Origin of the sequence: Streptomyces phyllanthi, assembly GCF_009377205.1 — a bacterium.
Taxonomy (GTDB): Bacteria; Actinomycetota; Actinomycetes; order Streptomycetales; family Streptomycetaceae; genus Streptomyces; species Streptomyces phyllanthi.
In genome coordinates, this window is the sequence record NZ_VJZE01000037.1 from 1 (window position 1) to 19,475 (window position 19,475).

16 protein-coding genes, 3 tRNA genes and 1 pseudogene are annotated in these 19,475 nt (G+C 70.0%); 10 read left to right on the plus strand and 10 right to left on the minus strand.

Annotated features, from left to right (window positions below; all coding sequences use genetic code 11):
- Window positions 1-150: 150 nt before the first annotated feature.
- From FNH04_RS08280 to FNH04_RS08315, 8 genes and pseudogenes are all read right to left on the minus strand, one after another.
- A tRNA-Gly gene (locus FNH04_RS08280) sits at window positions 151-226 on the minus strand.
- A gap of 23 nt (window positions 227-249) precedes the next feature.
- The gene (locus FNH04_RS08285; protein ID WP_152781882.1) at window positions 250-879 is read right to left on the minus strand and encodes a response regulator transcription factor; all 630 of its coding nucleotides are present in this window, start codon (window positions 877-879) and stop codon (window positions 250-252) included.
- Between the two features lie 343 nt (window positions 880-1,222).
- Window positions 1,223-2,470: pseudogene (locus tag FNH04_RS08290) on the minus strand (histidine kinase); the annotation flags it as partial.
- A 13-nt stretch (window positions 2,471-2,483) separates the two neighbouring features.
- Window positions 2,484-3,278 carry an ABC transporter permease gene (locus tag FNH04_RS08295; protein ID WP_152781919.1) on the minus strand — a complete coding sequence of 265 codons (795 nt, stop codon included), beginning with the start codon at window positions 3,276-3,278 and terminating at the stop codon, window positions 2,484-2,486.
- Window positions 3,279-3,292: 14 nt separating this feature from the next.
- Entirely contained in the window at window positions 3,293-4,327 is a 1,035-nt protein-coding gene (locus FNH04_RS08300) for an ABC transporter ATP-binding protein (protein ID WP_152781886.1), read from the minus strand.
- A gap of 270 nt (window positions 4,328-4,597) precedes the next feature.
- Window positions 4,598-4,673, minus strand: a tRNA-Gly gene (locus FNH04_RS08305).
- 80 nt (window positions 4,674-4,753) lie between these two features.
- Window positions 4,754-4,825: transfer RNA gene (locus FNH04_RS08310), tRNA-Gly, on the minus strand.
- Between the two features lie 474 nt (window positions 4,826-5,299).
- Window positions 5,300-5,617, minus strand: coding sequence for a histone-like nucleoid-structuring protein Lsr2 (locus tag FNH04_RS08315; RefSeq protein WP_322722756.1), 318 nt, complete (start codon window positions 5,615-5,617; stop codon window positions 5,300-5,302).
- Window positions 5,618-5,989: 372 nt separating this feature from the next.
- Here FNH04_RS08315 and purS point away from each other — a divergent pair, with 372 nt between their 5' ends.
- The 9 genes from purS (at window position 5,990) to purM (ending at window position 16,349) form a co-directional block, all read left to right on the plus strand.
- Entirely contained in the window at window positions 5,990-6,256 is a 267-nt protein-coding gene (gene purS / locus FNH04_RS08320; protein WP_322722757.1) for a phosphoribosylformylglycinamidine synthase subunit PurS, read from the plus strand.
- On the plus strand, window positions 6,253-6,933 hold the full coding sequence (purQ, locus tag FNH04_RS08325; RefSeq protein ID WP_322722758.1) for a phosphoribosylformylglycinamidine synthase subunit PurQ: 681 nt from the start codon (window positions 6,253-6,255) through the stop codon (window positions 6,931-6,933). Before purS ends, purQ begins: the two co-directional genes overlap by 4 nt.
- Window positions 6,930-9,188, plus strand: a complete 2,259-nt coding sequence (gene purL / locus FNH04_RS08330; RefSeq protein ID WP_152781888.1) for a phosphoribosylformylglycinamidine synthase subunit PurL — start codon at window positions 6,930-6,932, stop codon at window positions 9,186-9,188. The genes purQ and purL overlap by 4 nt, the downstream gene beginning before the upstream one ends.
- A gap of 226 nt (window positions 9,189-9,414) precedes the next feature.
- A complete protein-coding gene (locus FNH04_RS08335; protein WP_152781890.1) occupies window positions 9,415-10,701 on the plus strand; it encodes a hypothetical protein in 1,287 nt (428 codons plus the stop codon).
- A gap of 19 nt (window positions 10,702-10,720) precedes the next feature.
- Window positions 10,721-11,953 carry a hypothetical protein gene (locus tag FNH04_RS08340; protein ID WP_152781892.1) on the plus strand — a complete coding sequence of 411 codons (1,233 nt, stop codon included), beginning with the start codon at window positions 10,721-10,723 and terminating at the stop codon, window positions 11,951-11,953.
- A 10-nt stretch (window positions 11,954-11,963) separates the two neighbouring features.
- Complete coding sequence (locus tag FNH04_RS08345) at window positions 11,964-12,761, plus strand: maleylpyruvate isomerase family mycothiol-dependent enzyme (protein WP_152781895.1); 798 nt, start codon at window positions 11,964-11,966, stop codon at window positions 12,759-12,761.
- A 55-nt stretch (window positions 12,762-12,816) separates the two neighbouring features.
- Complete coding sequence (locus FNH04_RS08350) at window positions 12,817-13,629, plus strand: META domain-containing protein (RefSeq protein WP_152781897.1); 813 nt, start codon at window positions 12,817-12,819, stop codon at window positions 13,627-13,629.
- Between the two features lie 85 nt (window positions 13,630-13,714).
- Entirely contained in the window at window positions 13,715-15,241 is a 1,527-nt protein-coding gene (gene purF / locus FNH04_RS08355) for an amidophosphoribosyltransferase (protein ID WP_322722759.1), read from the plus strand.
- Between the two features lie 43 nt (window positions 15,242-15,284).
- A complete protein-coding gene (purM, locus tag FNH04_RS08360) occupies window positions 15,285-16,349 on the plus strand; it encodes a phosphoribosylformylglycinamidine cyclo-ligase (RefSeq protein ID WP_152781899.1) in 1,065 nt (354 codons plus the stop codon).
- Window positions 16,350-16,448: 99 nt separating this feature from the next.
- Here purM and FNH04_RS08365 read toward each other — a convergent pair whose 3' ends face one another.
- Both FNH04_RS08365 and FNH04_RS08370 read right to left on the minus strand, forming a co-directional pair.
- Window positions 16,449-16,700: a DUF3073 domain-containing protein gene (locus FNH04_RS08365; protein ID WP_152781901.1), complete on the minus strand. Its 252-nt coding sequence runs from the start codon at window positions 16,698-16,700 to the stop codon at window positions 16,449-16,451.
- A gap of 312 nt (window positions 16,701-17,012) precedes the next feature.
- Window positions 17,013-18,113: a Leu/Phe/Val dehydrogenase gene (locus tag FNH04_RS08370; RefSeq protein ID WP_322722760.1), complete on the minus strand. Its 1,101-nt coding sequence runs from the start codon at window positions 18,111-18,113 to the stop codon at window positions 17,013-17,015.
- A gap of 235 nt (window positions 18,114-18,348) precedes the next feature.
- Here FNH04_RS08370 and FNH04_RS08375 point away from each other — a divergent pair, with 235 nt between their 5' ends.
- Window positions 18,349-19,191, plus strand: coding sequence for a hypothetical protein (locus tag FNH04_RS08375; protein WP_322722761.1), 843 nt, complete (start codon window positions 18,349-18,351; stop codon window positions 19,189-19,191).
- Window positions 19,192-19,475 lie beyond the last annotated feature (284 nt).

Here is a 19,475-nt window from a genome sequence, read left to right on the forward strand (position 1 = left end):
CGTCGCCGCCGAACTCAACAGCCGCCCACGCAAAACGCTCGGCTGGGAGACCCCAGCCGAGCGTCTGTCTAAACTGCTCGCGGCTTGATCAACTCACCGCGTGTTGCGACGACCCCTTGAATCCGCCATGTGACCGGGGCCTCTGCTCACTGGAGCGGACGACGAGGCTCGAACTCGCGACCTCAACCTTGGCAAGGTTGCGCTCTACCAACTGAGCTACGTCCGCACTGCGCCGTGGCGCGAGAGCAACTATACCCAACCTCGCTCACGTGCGAGACGTACTGCCGCATGACGGTTCTCCGCCCCGAGCTTGGAGAGAGCCGACGACAGATAGTTCCGCACGGTCCCCTGTGACAGCGCGGCCCGCTCGGCGATCTCCGCGACCGGCGCCCCGTCGGCGGCCAGCTCCAGTACCTCGGCCTCCCGCACGGTCAGCGGCGAGTCACCGGTGGAGATCGCGTCGGCGGCCAACTCGGGATCCACGTAACGGTTTCCCGCGTGCACCGTACGGATGATCTCCGCGAGCCGCTGTGCGCTGACGGTCTTCGGGACGAATCCGCGCACACCTGCCGCGAGCGCCCGCTTCAGATGTCCCGGCCGGCCATGACTGGTCACGATCAACACCTGGCAGTCCGGCAGTTCGGTCCGCAGGGATGTGGCCACCTTCACACCGTCCGCCCCCGGCATCTGCAGATCGAGCACCGCCACATCGGGAGCGTGGGCGCGTGCCATCGCCAGCGCCTCCGGACCGGTCGCCGCTTCCGCCACCACCACCAGGTCGTCCTCCAGCGCGAGCAACGCGGCCAGCGCGCCCCGGATCAGGTGCTCGTCGTCGGCCAGCAACAGCCGAACGGGTGGGGCGGACGTCGAGGACGTCATGCAGGGACCTCACTCCTGGGTGGGTGGTGCACAGGGAACTGATCGGGCTCACACGCTCAGGCGCTCGCCGCACGGACTCGGTTCATACCACTCTCGGTGAGGCCGCACGCACGGCCGAAACCTCACCCACGGTCGCAACATCGCTTACGGCCGAAACGCCGCCCACGCCCACGATCTCGCTCTCGGTCACCTTGCTCGCACCCGCGATTCCGCTGTCGGCCGCCTCGCTCGCACCCGCGATCCCGCTGTCGGCCGCCTCGCTCACGCCCGAGAACTCGCTCACGGACCGTACGCCGGTCACTGCCCCGCCCCTTCTCACCGACCGCTGACCCTCCGCGGGCCCCGGCACGCGAGACGAGGAAGAACCCGGCAGCGGGACCTCCGCGGTCAGTCGGAACAGGCCCCCGGCGCAGGGCTCCGTGCTCAGGGTGCCGCCGACCTCCGACAGCCGCTCGCGTAGACCGGCCAGCCCGGAGCCCCCGCGCACCGGGCCGGGCCCGGAGCGCTCACCCGTCGGCACGGGCTCGGGCGCCCCGTCGTTCTGGACGGTGAGCACGACCCTGTCCTCCCGCACCCGCAGCGTCACGCAGCACTGCGCCGCGTCCCCGTGCCGCAGAACGTTCGTCGTTGCCTCCCGTACGACCCAGCCGAGCGCCGACTGGATCTGCGGGGGCAGTCCCGCGGCCGAACCCCTGACCTCGCACTCGATGCCGGCAGCCGCCAACACGCCCTGCGCGCCGGCCAGCTCGGCACCGAGATCGGCCTCGCGGTAGCCGCGCACCACTGCGCGCACCTCCCGCTGGGTCTCCTGCGCTATCCGCTGCACCTCGATCATCTGGTTGAGCGCCTCGGGCCGCTCACGCCGTGCCAACTGGACGGCCAGCTCGCTCTTCAGCGCTATCACCGCCAGGTTCCGGCCCATCACGTCGTGCAGATCCCGCCCGAAACGAAGGCGCTCCTCGGCGACGGCGAGCCGGGCCCGGGTCTCCCGCGCCTCGTCCAGCTCGTACACCGAGTTGAGCAGCCACACCGAGAACGTCGAGGTGAAGGAGAGGAACCCGGTGGCCACCAGCACCGCGACCGCCGTGGCCAGCGCCACCGGCCCGGAGACGCCCAGCAGGAACGACACGGCCCCCGTGCCGACCGTGAAGCCGATGACGAGCGCGAGGACCCGCCGCCGACTGCGCACGCCGAGCGCGATGTTGCCGACGCCGAAGGCCAGGACACCGACGAGGGTCGAGCCCGCCGCGCTCGCGCCGTCCGAACCGCCCGGCCCGTACCGTGCGAGGGCGATCGCGCCGATCCCGAGTAACGCCGTGGCCAGGCCGAGCGCACAGAGGAGGCGCCTGGGCTGCTCCCGGCTGCCACGCGTCCAGTCGAGCCCCCGGGCCGCGGTCACCGCCCCCAGCACGGCATGCGCGCACACCAGCAGGAACAACCACCCCGCGAACGTCAGCGGCAGGGTGCCGATGGGCATCAGCCCGAGCGCGCCGGTCTCGATCAGTGCGAAGAAGTGGAACGACCAGCGCGTGTAAGTCTCCACCTTCGCCGGCGTGCTCTTCCCCCGCCACCACGCACTCGCGCCGCGCATGGCACCGCTCCCCTCATCGCCGTGGCTCCCATCGGAACCACCGTCGTACAGCAAACACCGCGAGCACAATCCAGGCCACGGCCGTGGCGACGGCACCCAGGGCGTCGTACGCCGACAGGTCCCCGGTCCAGCCACCGCGTATGAGGGTGACCACCGGGGTCAGCGGCAGCAGTTCGCACAGCGAGGCCAGGCGGTCGGGCAGGATCTCGAGCGGGACGAGCGTGCCCGACGCGAGCATCGAGATCAGCAACAGGGGCATGGCCGCGACCTGGGCACCCTCCACGCTCCTACTGAAGCTTGATACGACGGCCGCGAGAGCGGGCCACATGACGAGTCCCAACAGCAGCCCCACGAGGGCGAGATGCGGCGCCTGGGGGACACCGAGGTCCAGAAGCGCGGCGCAGGCGGCGCTCAGGACCACGCACTGGACGAGGCCTATCGCCACCGACGGCAACGCCGCGCCCGCGAGGATCTCCGAGTCCCGCAACTCCCCCGTGCGCAGCCGCTTGAGCACGAGCTCCTCACGCCGGGCCGCGTACACGGTGACCAGGGAGCTGTAGACCGCGAAGAGCAGCGAGAAGCCTATGGCCGAGGGCAGCAGGACGGAGCCGACCGAGAGACCGGTGCCGTCCAGGTCCATCTCGTCGACCGCCGACCGCAGAGTGAACGGCAGGACCAGTGGCACGAACAACGCCGCGAACAGCGTCGCCTTCGTGCGACTCAGCAGGGTCAACTCGGCCCGCGCCAAGGCCGCCATACGCCCGGCGGGCGTCGTGGTCCCCGCACTCGCGGGAGCACCCGTACGCATGCTTGTCGACGCGCTCACGCCGCAGTCCCCTTTCCGGCCTTCGCGTTTCCGGCCTTCGTGCCATCCCGAGATCCCTGGGCGTCCGTGGCCATCTCCGCGCCACTGGAGGAAGCTGACGTCCCCGCAGCCTCGCGGGCTATCCGCAGGAACGCCTCCTCCAGGGACGCCGAGCGAACGTCGAGGCCGCGCAGCTCGACGCGGGCGCGCTCGGCCCACAGCAGCAGCCGGGTGGCGGTGCGCTGGAGTTCATGGGTGCGGAGCCGGACCGTGCGGCCGTCCGTATCGTGGTCGGTCACGCCGAGTTCGGCCAGTGGGGGCAGGTCGCCCAGGAAGTAGTTGTCCGGCAACTCGAAGGTGATGCGGGAGGGCTGGGACGCGGTCACCTCCGCGGGGGTGCCGCTCGCGGCTATACGGCCCTCGTGAAGGATCGCCAGACGGTCGGCCAGCTCCTCCGCCTCCGCCAGGTAGTGCGTGGTGAGCAGAACCGTCGTCCCACCGTCACGCAACTCGCGCACCAGCTCCCAGGTCTCCTGGCGCCCTTCGGCGTCGAGCCCGGTCGTCGGCTCGTCGAGGAAGAGGACGTCGGGGCGGCCGAGGAGCGCGAGCGCCAGGTCGAGCCGCCGCTTCTCACCCCCGGACAGCTGCTTCACCCGCACCCCGGACCGCCGCCCGAGGCCGACCAGCTCCAGGGCCTCCCCCGTGGGACGCGCCCCGCTCGTGCAGCCCGCCCACATCCGTACCGTCTCCGAGACGGTCAGCTCGGAGGGGAAGCCGCCCTCCTGCAGCATCACGCCGATACGCGGCCGGACCTTCGATCGCTCCTCGTACGGATCGTGCCCGAGGACCCGTGCGCTTCCCCCGGCCGGTGGTGCGAGCCCTTCCAGTAACTCGACCGTCGACGTCTTGCCCGCGCCGTTCGTGCCCAGGAGCGCGAAGAGTTCCCCCCGGTCGACGGAGAACGTGATCCCCCGCACGGCCTCGAAACCGCCCCCGTACACGCGCCGCAGATCAGTGACTTCGATCACGTGCTCGTGCTGGTTCATGTCCATGCCTCCAGCGTCCCCGCCGTCCGGCCCCGACAGCAGTGCGACCTGTCATCACTCCCCATGACAAATGTCAGATCCAAGCGCACTTGAGGAGCTGAGAGGGCAGGAGGAGCCAGTGGATCAGGAGAGACGAGACTCGCGGAGCGGGCCCGGCTGGTGCGGAGAGACAGGAGATCAAGAAGGGCAGTCGGCCCCGAAAGCCTCAGGCGGGGGCAGCCCACAGGTCAGGAACACGAGAAAGGCCCCGGTCATTCGACCGGAGCCTTTGCTTCCTGGAGCGGACGACGAGGCTCGAACTCGCGACCTCAACCTTGGCAAGGTTGCGCTCTACCAACTGAGCTACGTCCGCATTGCCCCCGACCGGCTCTCACCGATCGGTGCGAGCACCAGCCTACCTGATCCACAACAGTGGTCCGACCGGCGATGCAGAGCGGGTGACAGGAATTGCACACTGCGCCTTCCCCCTGGAAGGGGGATGTTCTACTACTGAACTACACCCGCGTGACTCCGTGAGCCGGGCCTTTCGGCCTTGCCCCTCGGCGTGCTCCAGACTCTAGCTGATCAGCAGGGGTGCTGCGCAAGTCGGTTGTCCGCAGGCCCGGATGACCGGCCACCGGCGCCCCCCTCGACAACCGGGCCGAGGGGCACCCTGCCAGGGGCGAGGCCGTCAAGCCGGCAAGTGGGGTCTGGGGGCACAGCCCTCAGGGATGGGGCGGCAGGGGGCGTCGCCGCCCCCGCCCGCACTACTCACCGGCTCACCGAACTCACCGGCTCACCGACCCAGCGCACCGAACTCACCGACCCGCACAGTCACCCCCTGGTCACCGCCCGGCAGCCCAGCAACCAGGCAACTCGCCAGCCAGGCAGCTCACCAGCCCGGCGCCCCAGGAACCAGGCAACTCGGCGGCACAGCACAGCCGCCCCCGACCAGCCAGCCGCGCCGAGGTCCCTCCTCCCCCCAGGGAGACGGACCCCTCAACGCGCCGCAGCGAACGCCTCGTACACCTTCTTCGGGATCCTCCCGCGCGCGGGAACGTCCATCTTGTGGGACTGGGCCCAGGCGCGGACGGCGGCCGGGTCGGGGGCCACGTCGGTCTGCTGGTAGGTCTTGCCGGACTTCGACCGCTTGCGGCCTGCCTCGACGTACGGAGCCAGGGCCTCGCGCAGCTCCTTGGCATTGGCTTGATTGAGGTCGATCTCGTACGACTTGCCGTCGAGTCCGAAGGCGATCGTTTCCGCCGCTTCAGAGCCGTCGATGTCGTCGAAGAGAGTGACTACGACACGCTGCGCCACGAATATCGGTCCCTTCGTGCGGCATCTCGCCGTTGCGATCACCTCCATGACGTGCATGACGTGCTGGTACGCCATGGAGTAGGTGGACGAGATGTCGGCTGTCCGACTGTAATTGGGGTATTGGGCAAAGTATCGGCTATTGCCAATTCTTTTGTACAGGGCCCCGCATTGCAATGTGAAGCCCGACTAAAACCGTGGGCCTGTCCGTTGCGCAATGGGTATCCCGGATCTTTCCCGGAAGTTTCCCCGAAGGGTGCCCCTTGATACCGGATCGTGATGGTGCTCACGTAGATTCCTACGAATCTACCCGCGTAGAAATTCGGTGCGGGTAGTCTGAAGGAACCTGCTCAGCACCACACACCGGGAGTGCCAGTGGCACGCGTCGTAGTCGACGTCATGCTCAAGCCGGAGATCCTCGACCCCCAGGGCCAGGCGGTGCAGCGCGCGCTGCCGCGCCTCGGTTTCGAGGGCGTCTCCGACGTACGTCAGGGAAAGCGTTTCGAACTGGAAGTGGACGGACCGGTGGACGAGGCCGCGCTCGCCCGCATCCACGAACTGGCGGAATCCTTCCTCGCCAACACCGTGATCGAGGACTTCACCGTGAAGGTGGAGGAAGAGAAGGCGGGGGCCGGAAAGTGACCGCTCGTATTGGCGTCGTCACTTTCCCGGGCAGCCTCGACGACCGGGACACACAGCGTGCGATCAGGATCGCCGGTGCGGAACCGGTCGCTCTCTGGCACAAGGACAAGGACCTCAAGCAGGTCGACGCGGTGGTGCTGTGCGGTGGTTTCTCCTATGGCGACTATCTGCGTGCCGGGGCCATCGCCCGCTTCTCGCCGGTGATGGAGACGATCATCGAGCAGGCGAAGTCCGGCCTTCCCGTGCTCGGTATCTGCAACGGCTTCCAGATCCTCACCGAGGCCCATCTGCTGCCCGGCGCGATGCTCGGCAACGACCACCTGCACTTCATCTGCCGTGACCAGCGGCTGCGGGTGGAGAACGCCACGACCTCCTGGACCAGCGACTACAGCGAGGGCCAGGAGATCCACATCCCGCTGAAGAACATGGACGGGCGGTACGTCGCCGACGAGCGCACCCTCGACATGCTCGAGGCCGAGGGCCGGGTCGCGTTCCGGTACCTGGACTTCAACCCCAACGGCTCGCTCAACGACATCGCCGGCATCACCAACGAGGCCGGCAACGTCGTCGGTCTGATGCCGCACCCCGAGCACGCCGTCGAGCCGCTGATCGGCACCGGCCGCACCGACGGCCTCCCCTTCTTCACCTCGATCCTCAAGAAGCTGGTCACCGCATGAGCAAGACGCCTCTGGACACGGTCGAGCACGCGGCCGAGACCCCCGACGTCGAGCTGCCCTGGGCCGAACTGGGTCTGAAGAAGGACGAGTACGAGCGGATCCTCGGGATCCTCGGCCGCCGCCCGACCGGCGCCGAGCTCGCCATGTACTCGGTCATGTGGTCCGAGCACTGTTCGTACAAGTCCTCCAAGGTCCACCTCCGCCAGTTCGGCGAGAAGGCCCCGCAGTCCGACGCCCTGCTCGTCGGCATCGGTGAGAACGCCGGCGTCGTGGACGTCGGCCAGGGCTACGCGGTCACCTTCAAGGTCGAGTCGCACAACCACCCGTCGTATGTCGAGCCCTACCAGGGCGCGGCCACGGGCGTCGGCGGCATCGTGCGCGACATCATCGCGATGGGCGCGCGGCCGGTCGCCGTCGTCGACCCGCTGCGGTTCGGTGCGGCGGACCACCCCGACACCAAGCGCGTGCTGCCCGGTGTCGTCGCCGGCATCGGCGGCTACGGCAACTGCCTGGGCCTGCCCAACATCGGCGGCGAGGTCGTCTTCGACGCCTGCTACCAGGGCAACCCGCTGGTCAACGCCGGGTGCGTCGGTGTGATGCGGCACGAGGACATCCACCTCGCCAAGGCCTCCGGCGCGGGCAACAAGGTCATCCTGTACGGGGCCCGCACGGGCGGTGACGGTATCGGCGGCGCCTCCATCCTCGCCTCCGAGACCTTCGACGACGCCAAGCCCTCCAAGCGCCCCGCGGTCCAGGTCGGCGACCCCTTCCAGGAGAAGCTCCTCATCGAGTGCACCCTGGAGGCCTTCCAGGAGAAGCTGGTCGTCGGTATCCAGGACCTCGGCGCTGCCGGTCTGTCCTGCGCGACGTCCGAGCTCGCCTCCAACGGCTCCGGCGGGATGCGCGTCACGCTGGACGACGTCCCCCTGCGCGACTCGACCCTCTCTCCTGAGGAGATCCTCATGAGCGAGTCGCAGGAGCGCATGTGCGCGGTCGTCGAGCCGGACAAGGTCGACCGCTTCCTCGAGATCTGCGACAAGTGGGACGTCATCGCCACCGTCATCGGCGAGGTGACCGACGGCGACCGCCTGGAGATCTACTGGCACGGCGGCAAGATCGTCGACGTCGACCCGCGTACGGTCGCGCACGACGGCCCCGTCTACGAGCGCCCGTACGCCCGCCCGTCCTGGCAGGACGAGCTCCAGTCGGACGACGCGAACAAGCTGCCCCGCCCGGCGACGTCAGAGGAGCTCAAGGACCAGGTCCTGAAGCTGGTGGCGTCTCCCAACCAGGCCTCCAAGTCCTGGATCACCTCCCAGTACGACCACTTCGTGCAGGGCAACACGGTTCTCGCCCAGCCCGAGGACTCCGGGATGATCCGCATCGACGAGGAGTCCGGCCTCGGTGTCGCCCTCGCGACCGACGGCAACGGCCGGTACGCGAAGCTCGACCCGTACGCGGGCGCACAGCTCGCGCTGGCGGAGGCGTACCGCAACGTCGCCACCACCGGCGCCAAGCCGCTCGCGGTCTCCGACTGCCTGAACTTCGGCTCGCCCGAGGACCCGGCGGTGATGTGGCAGTTCGCCGAGGCCGTCCGTGGACTCGCCGACGCCTGTCAGCAGCTGGGCACTCCGGTGACCGGCGGCAACGTGTCGCTGTACAACCAGACGGGCGAGGCGGCGATCCACCCGACGCCGGTCGTCGCGGTCCTCGGCGTCATCGACGATGTGGCGCGCCGTACGCCGGTGGCCTTCCAGGAGGAGGGGCAGCTGCTCTACCTCCTCGGCGACACCCGTGAGGAGTTCGGTGGTTCGGCCTGGTCGCAGGTGGTCCACGACCACCTGGGCGGGCTGCCGCCGCAGGTGGACCTGGAGCGTGAGCGGCTGCTCGCCGAGATCCTGATCTCCGCCTCCCGCGACGGCATGATCGACTCCGCGCACGACCTGTCCGACGGCGGTCTGATCCAGGCCGTGGTCGAGTCGGCCCTGCTCGGCGGCAAGGGCGCGCGGCTGGTGGTACCGGACGGGCTCGACGCCTTCACCTTCCTCCTCTCGGAGTCGGCGGGCCGCGCGGTCGTCGCCGTACCCCGCTCCGAGGAGGTCCGCTTCAACGACATGTGCGGCGCGCGCGGTCTGCCCGTCACCCGTATCGGTGTCGTGGACGGCGACGCGGTGGAGGTCCAGGGCGAGTTCACGCTCACGCTGGACGAGCTGCGTACGGCGCACGAGGGGACCATCCCGGCCCTCCTCGCGTAGTCGTCCGTACGACCACGAAGGCCCCACCCGTTCCGACGGGCGGGGCCTTCACGCGTGTCGAGGCAGTACGGGGTGCCGGAAGCCGTTCGTCTGAGCTGTCAGAGGCGGGTGTTAATGTCGGCGGCGGTCATCGGGGGATGGGGGAGTGAGTGAGCAGGTCCGTCAACGTGCTGCTTGCTGTGCCTGGGGGCCGGCGGCAGGGCGGTGTGGGTGTGAAGAGGGCCGCGTGACGCCCTTCCTGCGGATTCCGGGCCGGGGCAGTCGCCGGAGCGATCACCTCAACCGGCTCGTGGTGATCGCCGCGGTGTTCGGCATCGGCCTGGGCGGCTGGGGCCTGTGGCTCGAGACCGAGGAGTACCTCGACCGCGCCGCCAGCCGCGAGAAGATCACAAAGGCCTGCGAGGGACTGGTCGACCCCGACCGGGTGCTCGGCCTCAACGGCGGCACCGCGCGGGCGCGCCCGGGCAGCGAACCGGACGACTCGATGTTCGATCTCGACGATCCGGACGCGCTGGCCATGATGCCCACGGGCTGCCTGATATACCGGGTCGGGGACCCCGGCACGTCGTACGAGCACTTCAAGCTCTCCGTCTGGCCGACCCCGTCCGACAGGTTCGCGCAGATCGTCGACGGATGGGACGACCCCTTCTCCGAGCGGATGTCGGCCCGGACCGGCGGCCTCACGCGCGAGGCCGACACGTCGGCTCCGTACCCGCTCGGTGACGGGCGGCTCGGCGTGTACTACGACGACTTCGTCATCGTGAAGGCCCTGTGCTCCGACAAGCCGGGCGACAAGACCTCCCTCAACGTCATGACGGTGGCCCGGTACTCCGAGACCGAGCCGGTCACGGACGCCGACCGTCACACCCTCGCCGAACTGGCCCGCACCGCCGCGGAGCGGGCGGCGGCCAAGGTGGGCTGCGCCGCCACACTGCCCGCCCTCCCGGCCGAGCTGCCCACGCCCACCGAGCGCCTGGTGAACGCGGAGTCCGCGAAGGGATCGTGCGGCTGGTACGCCGACTTCGTCGCGGAACGGGACCGTGTGCGCCTGCCCGACCGCGCCCTGACCGCACCGGTCGGCGCCCGTGCCCTGGAGGAGAGCTGCCTGCTCGCGGTGAGCGACAAGGAGGTGAGCAGGATCTGGTCCGGCCTCACCGAGGACGAGATCGGCTCCAGCAGCTTGCGCGATGTGCTGCGGACAGCACCCTGGTGGCTGCGGACCGAGTCCTACTTCGGCGACGAGGCCCACGAGGTCAAGGCGCAGGACTTCGGCAGCGAGCAGAGGCCCATCGACCACGGCACAGCCGGGGCCGACAAGGACGCCAAGGTCTGGTGGGCCTCCTCCCTCTGCGACGGACAGCCCGCCGTCCACACCCTGAGCGTCGAGTACCCGTACGAAAAGTACATACGGCAGCTGCTCCAGCCGCTCTTCAGGGCGTACGTCACCGACGTCGCCGCCCGCCGCGGCTGCAGGGACGTGAAGCTCCCGGCCGCGTCCACCTTCACGTCGTAACCGCAGAAAGGGGGGGGCGGTGGACGTCCCGAACGGGATGCGCAAGTCCGTCAACGTGCTGCTGTGCCTGACCGCCGTGGCCGGGATCGGCTGGAGCGGCCCGGTCCTGTGGGACGAGTGGCGGACCTACCGGGCCGTGGGCGCCGGCTGCGCCGACCTTGTGCCGGTGCGCGAGGTGCGCGGCATGGACCACGCCGACCCCGTGCTGCGCAACCGCCGCTCCCTCGACAGGGAAGACCTTCCCTCCGCCTGCCTGATCCAGAACGCGGGCGACGACGGAGACGCCTATGGCGCGTGGCTGTTCGAGGCGATGGTCGACGCGGGCCCGGGCAGCGGCCGCGACACCATCGTCTCCCGCCCCGAAGGCGAGCTGCCCGAACGCTTCGCCCGCATGGAGGTCCCTGTCGGCGCCGAAGTCTCCGGTCTCGCCGGACCCAGCGAGACCACCGTCCGCCTCGACTGCCCCGACGGCACCTACCGGGGCAAGCCGGCGCAGCGGATCGAGGTCACCGCCGGAGCGGCCTACACCGGCATGTCGTCGTACCACCCCGAGCCCGCGACCCCCGGCGACCGCGAGCGCATGGCGGCCATCGCGGTCGCCGCGGCCGGCAACCTCGCCGAACGGCTCGGCTGCGCGAGCCGTCTGCCCACGCCCCCCGCCGAGCTGCCGCCCGTCCCGGAGCCGACCGCAGCCGGAAAGGCCGACGGCACCTGTGCCTGGTACGGGCGCCTGGAGTCACCCTCCCGCGAGCAACTCTGGATGCCCGACGAGGCGATGGGCGCCCCTGCCGACCCGCACGTCTTCCGCGAGCGGTGCGCCCTGCTGCTGACCACCGACAGCGCCCGGACCCTCTTCGACACGGCCTACGCCGGAACGGAGGGCGTCAGTGACGACGAGGCCCCCTCCGGAGACCCTTCCGAGGCGTGGTGGGCCGATGTCCAGACCTTCTACGACCAGGACTCCCCGAGCGTCTACGTCGGCTCCACCGGCTCCAGCAAGGCCACCGACTCGCCCCTCGCCCCGGGCACCGCGGGCCGCCACAAGGACAGCGGCCTGTGGTGGGCCACCTCCGTCTGCGCGGACGAGCCCGCCGTCCACGTCCTGCGCCTGCACTACGGCTACAGCTCCCTGTCCGAGCGCGCGGCCCCGCACTTCGAGCGGCTCTTCAGGGCGTACGTCACCGACGTCGCCGCCCGCCGCGACTGCACGGACCTGGAATTCCCCGTCGGCTCCACCTTCCGGGCGGACTAGGCTCATTGTCATGCCCCCGGCCAGGAAACGCCCCCGTACCTACGACCCCGCCAAGATCCGCACGGCGGTCCTGGCCCAGTTCGGGGCCGTACGAGAAGCCGTACGCGCCCTGGGCGCCGACCAACTCGCCCTGCCCACCCGCCTCGGCGACTGGACCGTGCGGGAGCTCGCCGTGCATATCGCGATGGCCGTCGAGGCCGTCAGCCGGGCCATCGACCAGGAGCCGCCCGCGAAGTCGGAACTCTCCCTGCTGGAGTGGCCGTTCGCGACGGCCGCGTTCGCCGACGCCAACGCCGACCGCGTCCGCGCCTTCACCCGCGAGAACCCGGACCTCGACGCGCTGTACACCCGCACCGGGCAGCGGTTCAGCGAACGGCTGGCCACCACCCCGGGCGAGAGGCTGCTCGCCACCCGTCCCGGCGCCATGAACCTCGCCGACTACCTGGTCACCCGCACCCTCGAACTCGTCGTCCACACCGACGACCTGAACGCGGCCGTGCCCGGCCTGGACATCCCGTACGACCGTCAGGCCCTCGCCGCCTGCACCCGGCTGCTCGCCGACGCGCTCGCCATGAGGGCGCCCGGCGGTTCGACCGAGGTGCGCGTGCCGCCGTACGCCGTGGTGCAGTGTGTCGAGGGGCCGCGGCACACGCGCGGCACCCCGCCCAACGTCGTCGAGACCGACCCGCTGACCTGGATCCGGCTCGCGACAGGGCGTGAGGAGTGGGCAACCGCGGTCACCGAGGCGCGCGTCAGCGCGAGCGGCGAACGTGCCGACCTCGGCGATCTGCTGCCCCTCATGGGCTGACCACCACCGCGAAGTTCGAGGGGAACCGGTCATCCACCCCACCCGTCCCAGGGGCATGGACAAGCAGCGACTGACCCTCACCGCCCTGACCCTGCTTCCGCTCGTGGTGGCCTGCGGCAGCGAGACGGCCGGCAGCGACTCCGTCGGCTCGGACACCGGCGGCTCCCAGCTGTCCGTCACCGGCGTCCACTGGACCGTTGACAGCCTCACCGTCGACGGGAAGAAGAGCGAGCAGGCCCCCGACGGCGCCTACCTGGAGATCACCGAGGACGGCAAGGTCAACGGCAACTACGGCTGCAACGGCTTCGGGTCGACCGCGACCGTCGAGGGCGACAGCATCACGTTCGGCAACGCACAGTCCACGGAGATGGCCTGCGACGACGTCCCGGCGACGTTCGAGGAGTCCCTCCGCGGCACCCTCGCCGACAAGGAGCTCAAGGCGGAGGTCGCCGACGGAAAGCTGACGCTCACCTCCAAGGCCGGCGACAAGGTCGTCCTCAGCGAGGAGAAGCCCGCCCAGCTCTACGGCACGAAGTGGAGGATCACCTCGCTCGTCGACAAGAAGACCTCTCAGCCCCTGGCGTCCGACGCGGCCGACAAGGCCTGGTTCAGCATCGACAAGAAGGACGGCACGCTCTCCGGCAGCCTCGGCTGCAACCAGATCACGGCCAAGGCGACCGTACGCGACGGTCAGATCACCCTCGGCACGCCCGGCACCACCCGCAGGATGTGCGACGGCTCACTCATGGACACCGAGCGAAGCCTGCTGGAACTCTTCAAGGGCGAGGTCGATTACAAGATCGATCACCGCACCATCACGTTGACCAGCGAGAACGACAAGGGGTTCAGCGCGGTCGCGGCCAAGTGACGTACACGGGCAAGGGTCCCCTTACCGAAGAGATCCGAGATCACCGGATTCGGACCAGTGCGCGATCTCGCCTACACTCGGTGGCGTGCCACGTGGTGACGGTCGACTCAATCACGATCTGCTCCCCGGTGAGAAGGGCCCCCAGGACGCGTGTGGCGTCTTCGGTGTCTGGGCTCCGGGCGAAGAGGTCGCAAAGCTCACGTACTTCGGGCTCTACGCCCTCCAGCATCGGGGCCAGGAATCCGCGGGTATCGCGGTCAGCAACGGCCGCCAGATCCTCGTCTTCAAGGACATGGGCCTCGTCTCGCAGGTCTTCGACGAGACCTCGCTCGGCGCGCTCCAGGGTCATATCGCGGTCGGTCACGCCCGCTACTCGACCACTGGCGCCTCCGTGTGGGAGAACGCCCAGCCGACGTTCCGGGCCACCGCGCACGGCTCCATCGCGCTCGGCCACAACGGCAACCTGGTCAACACGGCGCAGCTCGCCGAGCTGGTCGCCGACCTGCCCAAGCAGGAGGGCCGCTCCCCCCGCGTGGCGGCCACCAACGACACCGACCTCCTCACGGCGCTCCTCGCGGCCCAGGTCGACGAGGACGGCAAGCCGCTGACCATCGAGGAGGCCGCGCACGCGGTCCTCCCCAAGGTGCGCGGCGCCTTCTCGCTCGTCTTCATGGACGAGCACACCCTCTACGCGGCCCGCGACCCGCAGGGCATCCGCCCGCTGGTCCTCGGCCGTCTGGAGCGCGGCTGGGTCGTCGCCTCCGAGAGCGCCGCCCTCGACATCTGCGGCGCCAGCTACGTCCGCGAGATCGAGCCGGGCGAGTTCGTCGCCATCGACGAGAACGGTCTGCGCACCTCCCGGTTCGCGGCAGCGAAGCCCAAGGGCTGTGTCTTCGAGTACGTGTACCTGGCCCGCCCGGACACGGACATCGCCGGCCGGAACGTGTACCTCAGCCGTGTCGAGATGGGCCGGAAGCTCGCCAAGGAGGCCCCCGCCGAGGCCGACCTGGTGATAGCGACCCCGGAATCCGGCACTCCGGCCGCGATCGGCTACGCGGAGGCGTCCGGCATCCCCTTCGGCGCGGGTCTCGTGAAGAACGCGTACGTCGGCCGTACGTTCATCCAGCCCTCCCAGACGATCCGCCAGCTCGGCATCCGTCTGAAGCTGAACCCCCTCAAGGAAGTCATCAAGGGCAAGCGCCTGGTCGTCGTCGACGACTCGATCGTCCGCGGCAACACCCAGCGGGCGCTGGTGCGCATGCTCCGCGAGGCCGGCGCCGCCGAGGTCCACATCCGGATCTCCTCGCCGCCGGTGAAGTGGCCCTGCTTCTTCGGCATCGACTTCGCCACCCGCGCCGAGCTCATCGCCAACGGCATGACCATCGACGAGATCGGCACCTCGCTGGGCGCCGACTCGCTGGCGTACATCTCCATCGACGGCATGATCGAGGCGACCACCATCGCCAAGCCGAACCTGTGCCGTGCCTGCTTCGACGGTGAGTACCCGATGGAGCTTCCGGACCCCGAGCTGCTCGGCAAGCAGCTCCTGGAGACCGAGCTGGCCGCCGGGCCCGCCGCCACGGCCGCCGCCGACGCCATCCGCCGTCCGTAAGCGCCCGTGATCCCTGCCGTACGACACGAAAGTGCCCTTTGCCATGTCTGAGACCGGTGCCAGCTACGCAGCCGCGGGCGTCGACATCGAGGCGGGCGACCGCGCCGTCGAGCTGATGAAGGAGTGGGTGAAGAAGACCCGCCGCCCCGAGGTCCTCGGCGGCCTCGGTGGCTTCGCCGGGCTCTTCGACGCCTCCGCCCTCAAGAACTACGAGCGCCCGCTGCTCGCCTCCGCCACGGACGGCGTCGGCACGAAGGTGGACATCGCCCGGCAGCTCGGCGTGTACGACACGATCGGCCACGACCTGGTCGCGATGGTCATGGACGACATCGTGGTGTGCGGGGCCGAGCCGCTGTTCATGACCGACTACATCTGCGTCGGCAAGGTCCACCCCGAGCGGGTGGCGGCCATCGTCAAGGGCATCGCCGAGGGCTGTGTGCTGGCCGGCTGCGCCCTGGTGGGCGGTGAGACGGCCGAACACCCCGGTCTGCTGGGTCCGGACGACTTCGACGTCGCCGGCGCCGGTACGGGCGTCGTGGAGGCCGACCGGCTGCTGGGCGCCGATCGCATCCGCAAGGGTGACGCGGTCATCGCGATGGCGTCCTCCGGGCTTCACTCCAACGGGTACTCGCTGGTCCGGCACGTCCTGCTGAACCGCGGCGGCCTGGCGCTGGACGCGCACGTCGAGGAGCTCGGCCGCACGCTCGGCGAGGAACTGCTGGAGCCGACCAGGATCTACTCGCTGGACTGCCTGGCACTGACCCGCACCACCGAGGTACACGCGTTCAGCCATGTCACCGGCGGTGGACTCGCGGCGAACCTCGCCCGTGTCATCCCCGACGGCCTGCACGCGACCGTCGACCGCTCCACCTGGACCCCGGCCCCGGTGTTCGACCTCGTCGGCCGGACCGGTGACGTCGAGCGGCTGGAGCTGGAGAAGACCCTGAACATGGGCGTCGGCATGATCGCGATCGTGCCCGAGGGATCGGCGGACGTGGCGCTGGCGACCCTCGCCGACCGTGGGGTCGACGCATGGATCGCCGGTGAGATCACCGACCGTGGCGAGCACACGACGGGCGCGGCTCTGACCGGCGACTACGCAGGCTGATCCCTCAGCCGGGAAGCCAGCCGGGAAGCGCGACGGCAGCGCAAAACCCGGTCCGGCGGTGGTGGACCGCTCCGGACCGGGGCAAGCGCAGCTAGATCGTCAAGCGCCTCGGCGCTGCGACGCGGGACCGGGCTCGTCGTCCTCGTCCTCATCGTCGTCGTTGTACAGATCCGCGTACTGGGCGTACGGGTCGTCGTCTTCGTCGTCCTCGAACGGCTCGCCGTTCGGAGGCTGGCTCGAAGTCGATGCGCCCAGCTCGCTGGCCAGACGCGACAGGTCAGTCCCGCCGCTGTTGTACTTCAGCTGGCGGGCGACCTTCGTCTGCTTGGCCTTGGCCCGGCCGCGCCCCATGGCTCGACCCCCTCGGTGACGGGGCTCGACGGCCCCAGAGTCTTGACGCGTTCATGATCCAGAACGGGCTCTCCGTAGAGAGACCGTCCCTAGGGCTTCCACGGTACCTGAGCCCGCGCCCATACGGTACGTCGCCCGCACTGCGCGCGTGTGCGCAGGGCCTGCGAGGTGCCCTGTCCTCGCTGGTCAGTGGCGATTTTAACCACTTCTCGGAGGAAACCCGCCGACGAACGTGAGAGTTCTCTCCAACTGTCCACCGACTGGTACCGGCCAAAGCCGCGGGGGCGCCCCGGGGAGTGCCCCCGCGAGGCGTCACCGTGCGCGTGCCGCCGAGGCCTCGTGCATCCGCTGCTCGGCGATCCGGTCGGCCGCGGCGGCCGGAGGGATGCCGTCCTGATTCGCACGTGCGAAGATCGCGAGCGTCGTGTCGTAGATCCCGGCGGCCTTCGCCCTGCACCGCTCGAAGTCGAACCCGTGCAGCTCGTCGGCCACCTGGATGACTCCGCCGGCGTTCACCACGTAGTCCGGCGCGTAGAGGATCCCGCGGTCGGCGATGTCCTTCTCGACGCCAGGGTGCGCGAGCTGGTTGTTCGCGGCGCCGCAGACCACCCTGGCGGTGAGGACGGGCACGGTGTCGTCGTCGAGGGCGCCGCCCAGCGCGCAGGGGGCGTAGATGTCCAGGTCCTCGACCCGGATCAGCGCGTCCGTGTCGGCGACCGCCCGTACGGACGGGTGGCGCTCCACGATCCGGCGCACGGCCTCCTCGCGCACATCGGTGACCACGACCTGCGCGCCCTCCGCCATCAGGTGCTCCACCAGGTGGTGGCCGACCTTGCCGACGCCCGCGACACCGATCCGGCGGCCGCGCAGCGAGGGGTCGCCCCACAGGTGCTCGGCGGAGGCCCGCATGCCCTGGTAGACGCCGAAGGCGGTCAGCACGGACGAGTCGCCGGCACCGCCCTGCTCCGGGGAGCGGCCGGTGGTCCAGCGGCACTCGCGCGCCACGACGTCCATGTCGGCCACATACGTACCGACGTCGCAGGCCGTCACGTACCGCCCGCCGAGCGAGGCCACGAAACGGCCGTACGCCAGCAGCAGCTCGTCCGTCTTGATCTTCTCGGGGTCACCGATGATCACGGCTTTGCCGCCGCCGTGGCCGAGTCCGGCCATGGCGTTCTTGTAGGACATCCCGCGGGCGAGGTTCAGCGCGTCGGCGACGGCCTCCGCCTCGCTCGTGTACGGGTAGAAGCGCGTGCCGCCGAGGGCGGGGCCCAGGGCGGTCGAGTGGATGGCGATGACGGCCTTGAGGCCGCTGCCGCGGTCCTGGCAGAGCACGACTTGCTCATGGCCCCCCTGGTCCGACTGGAACAGGGTGTGCAGCACGTCAGCAGGTGCGCCGGTTACATCGGTCACGGTGGTGACTCCAGTGGTAAGTAGCGGCGGTTCCGGGGGCGGGCCCGTACGGGTGGCGGACTCCGTGGCATGAGCGTAGAGCCCCGGCCCGTCCGCCATCAGCGCAGTGTTCAGGATCACCCTCCTCGGGAGTACGTTCGCACATGCGCGTGCGACGATTTGCAGTGTTCACCGCCGACCCGCGCGCGGGTCGGCGAAAGGGTTTCGTGTCGGGTCCCGTGGGGAGGGAGCAGGCGTGCCCAAGGTGTCCTCGGTGGTCGTTCCGTACGCGTCCTACCTCCGCGTGTACGAACCGCTGGCCGCCTTCCCCGAGCCGGAGCGCAGCCACTGGGCGCGCTACGCACGGCGTGCCGACCGACCCTCGTACCAGGACGAGCTGCGCCGCTCTCTGACCGATCTGCTGCCCACCCCGCCGGTTCCGGTTCCGGTGCACGAGAGCAGTGACGCCTTCGTACTGGACGTCGACGGCGTGGTCTGCGTCTGCCCCTGGCGCACCCGGCTGCGCGGCTGGCAGGCGCTCGGGGACCTGGCCGAGGAGCTGCCCGGGCCCGTCCTCGACGCCGTGCTGCCGCCGGTCGTGCGCCGGCAGGCCGCCCAGGACTACGAGCGCTGGATGGCGCGCAACCCCGACGCCCGCCCGTGGATCCGCACCTCGACCTGGCATGTGCCGCTGAACTGGTTCGTGCTGGTGGCGGACGAGGAGCGGGCGTACGACAAGGGGTCGGACGAGGCCCCGCCCACGCTGCGGTACCGGACGCCGATGGTGCAGGCGCGGCGGCGGGTGGCCCGGGGGCTGCGGGCGATGCGGGACATGATCGACGAGGGCCCGCTGATCGACGGCCTGGTGGACGTGGGGCGCTGGCTGGAGGAGTTCCACCCGCGCTCACTGGTCGAGCTGGACTACGGCGGGCTGGTGCACGTCCTGCCCGGTGACCAGCTCGACGGGGACCACTCGGCCGCGGACGTCGCCGAGGGGATCGAGGCGCTGCGCACCGGTGACGAGGGGGCCGCCGGGGAGGCGTACGGCCGTCTGGTCGAGCGCTGGCGGGCGGTACGGGACCGGCGCTCGGCGAACTGACGGGCCCTGCGGGGAGCGGGTGGGCAGGCGCCGCGGTCCGGCGGACCGGACGTGCGCGAGCGGATCAAGAGCTCACGCCAGAGAGTTGGCGATCTGTGATGGAAAGAGCTTTCCGTGAACCGTGGTGTCATGGTGAACTAACGACCCTTGGCCCAGGCTTGACACATCGCAGGATGTTCAGGGGGGACGTAGGGCGCGTTCCGGTCTTTTGCGCCAGTGGGCGGCAAGCGTGACGGAAGGCACTTACAAGGGCCTTGCCTCGTACGCCCCTCCTCATGCCAAAA

Bases quoted from the DNA above. Each gene is read 5' to 3' on its own strand.
- FNH04_RS08350 (WP_152781897.1), top strand. From the start codon at position 12,817: ATGGACAAGCAGCGACTGACCCTCACCGCCCTGACCCTGCTTCCGCTC.
- purL (WP_152781888.1), top strand. From the start codon at position 6,930: ATGAGCAAGACGCCTCTGGACACGGTCGAGCACGCGGCCGAGACCCCC.
- FNH04_RS08345 (WP_152781895.1), top strand. From the start codon at position 11,964: ATGCCCCCGGCCAGGAAACGCCCCCGTACCTACGACCCCGCCAAGATC.
- FNH04_RS08365 (WP_152781901.1), bottom strand. From the start codon at position 16,700: ATGGGGCGCGGCCGGGCCAAGGCCAAGCAGACGAAGGTCGCCCGCCAG.
- FNH04_RS08295 (WP_152781919.1), bottom strand. From the start codon at position 3,278: ATGCGTACGGGTGCTCCCGCGAGTGCGGGGACCACGACGCCCGCCGGG.
- FNH04_RS08285 (WP_152781882.1), bottom strand. From the start codon at position 879: ATGACGTCCTCGACGTCCGCCCCACCCGTTCGGCTGTTGCTGGCCGAC.
- purM (WP_152781899.1), top strand. From the start codon at position 15,285: ATGTCTGAGACCGGTGCCAGCTACGCAGCCGCGGGCGTCGACATCGAG.
- FNH04_RS08300 (WP_152781886.1), bottom strand. From the start codon at position 4,327: ATGGACATGAACCAGCACGAGCACGTGATCGAAGTCACTGATCTGCGG.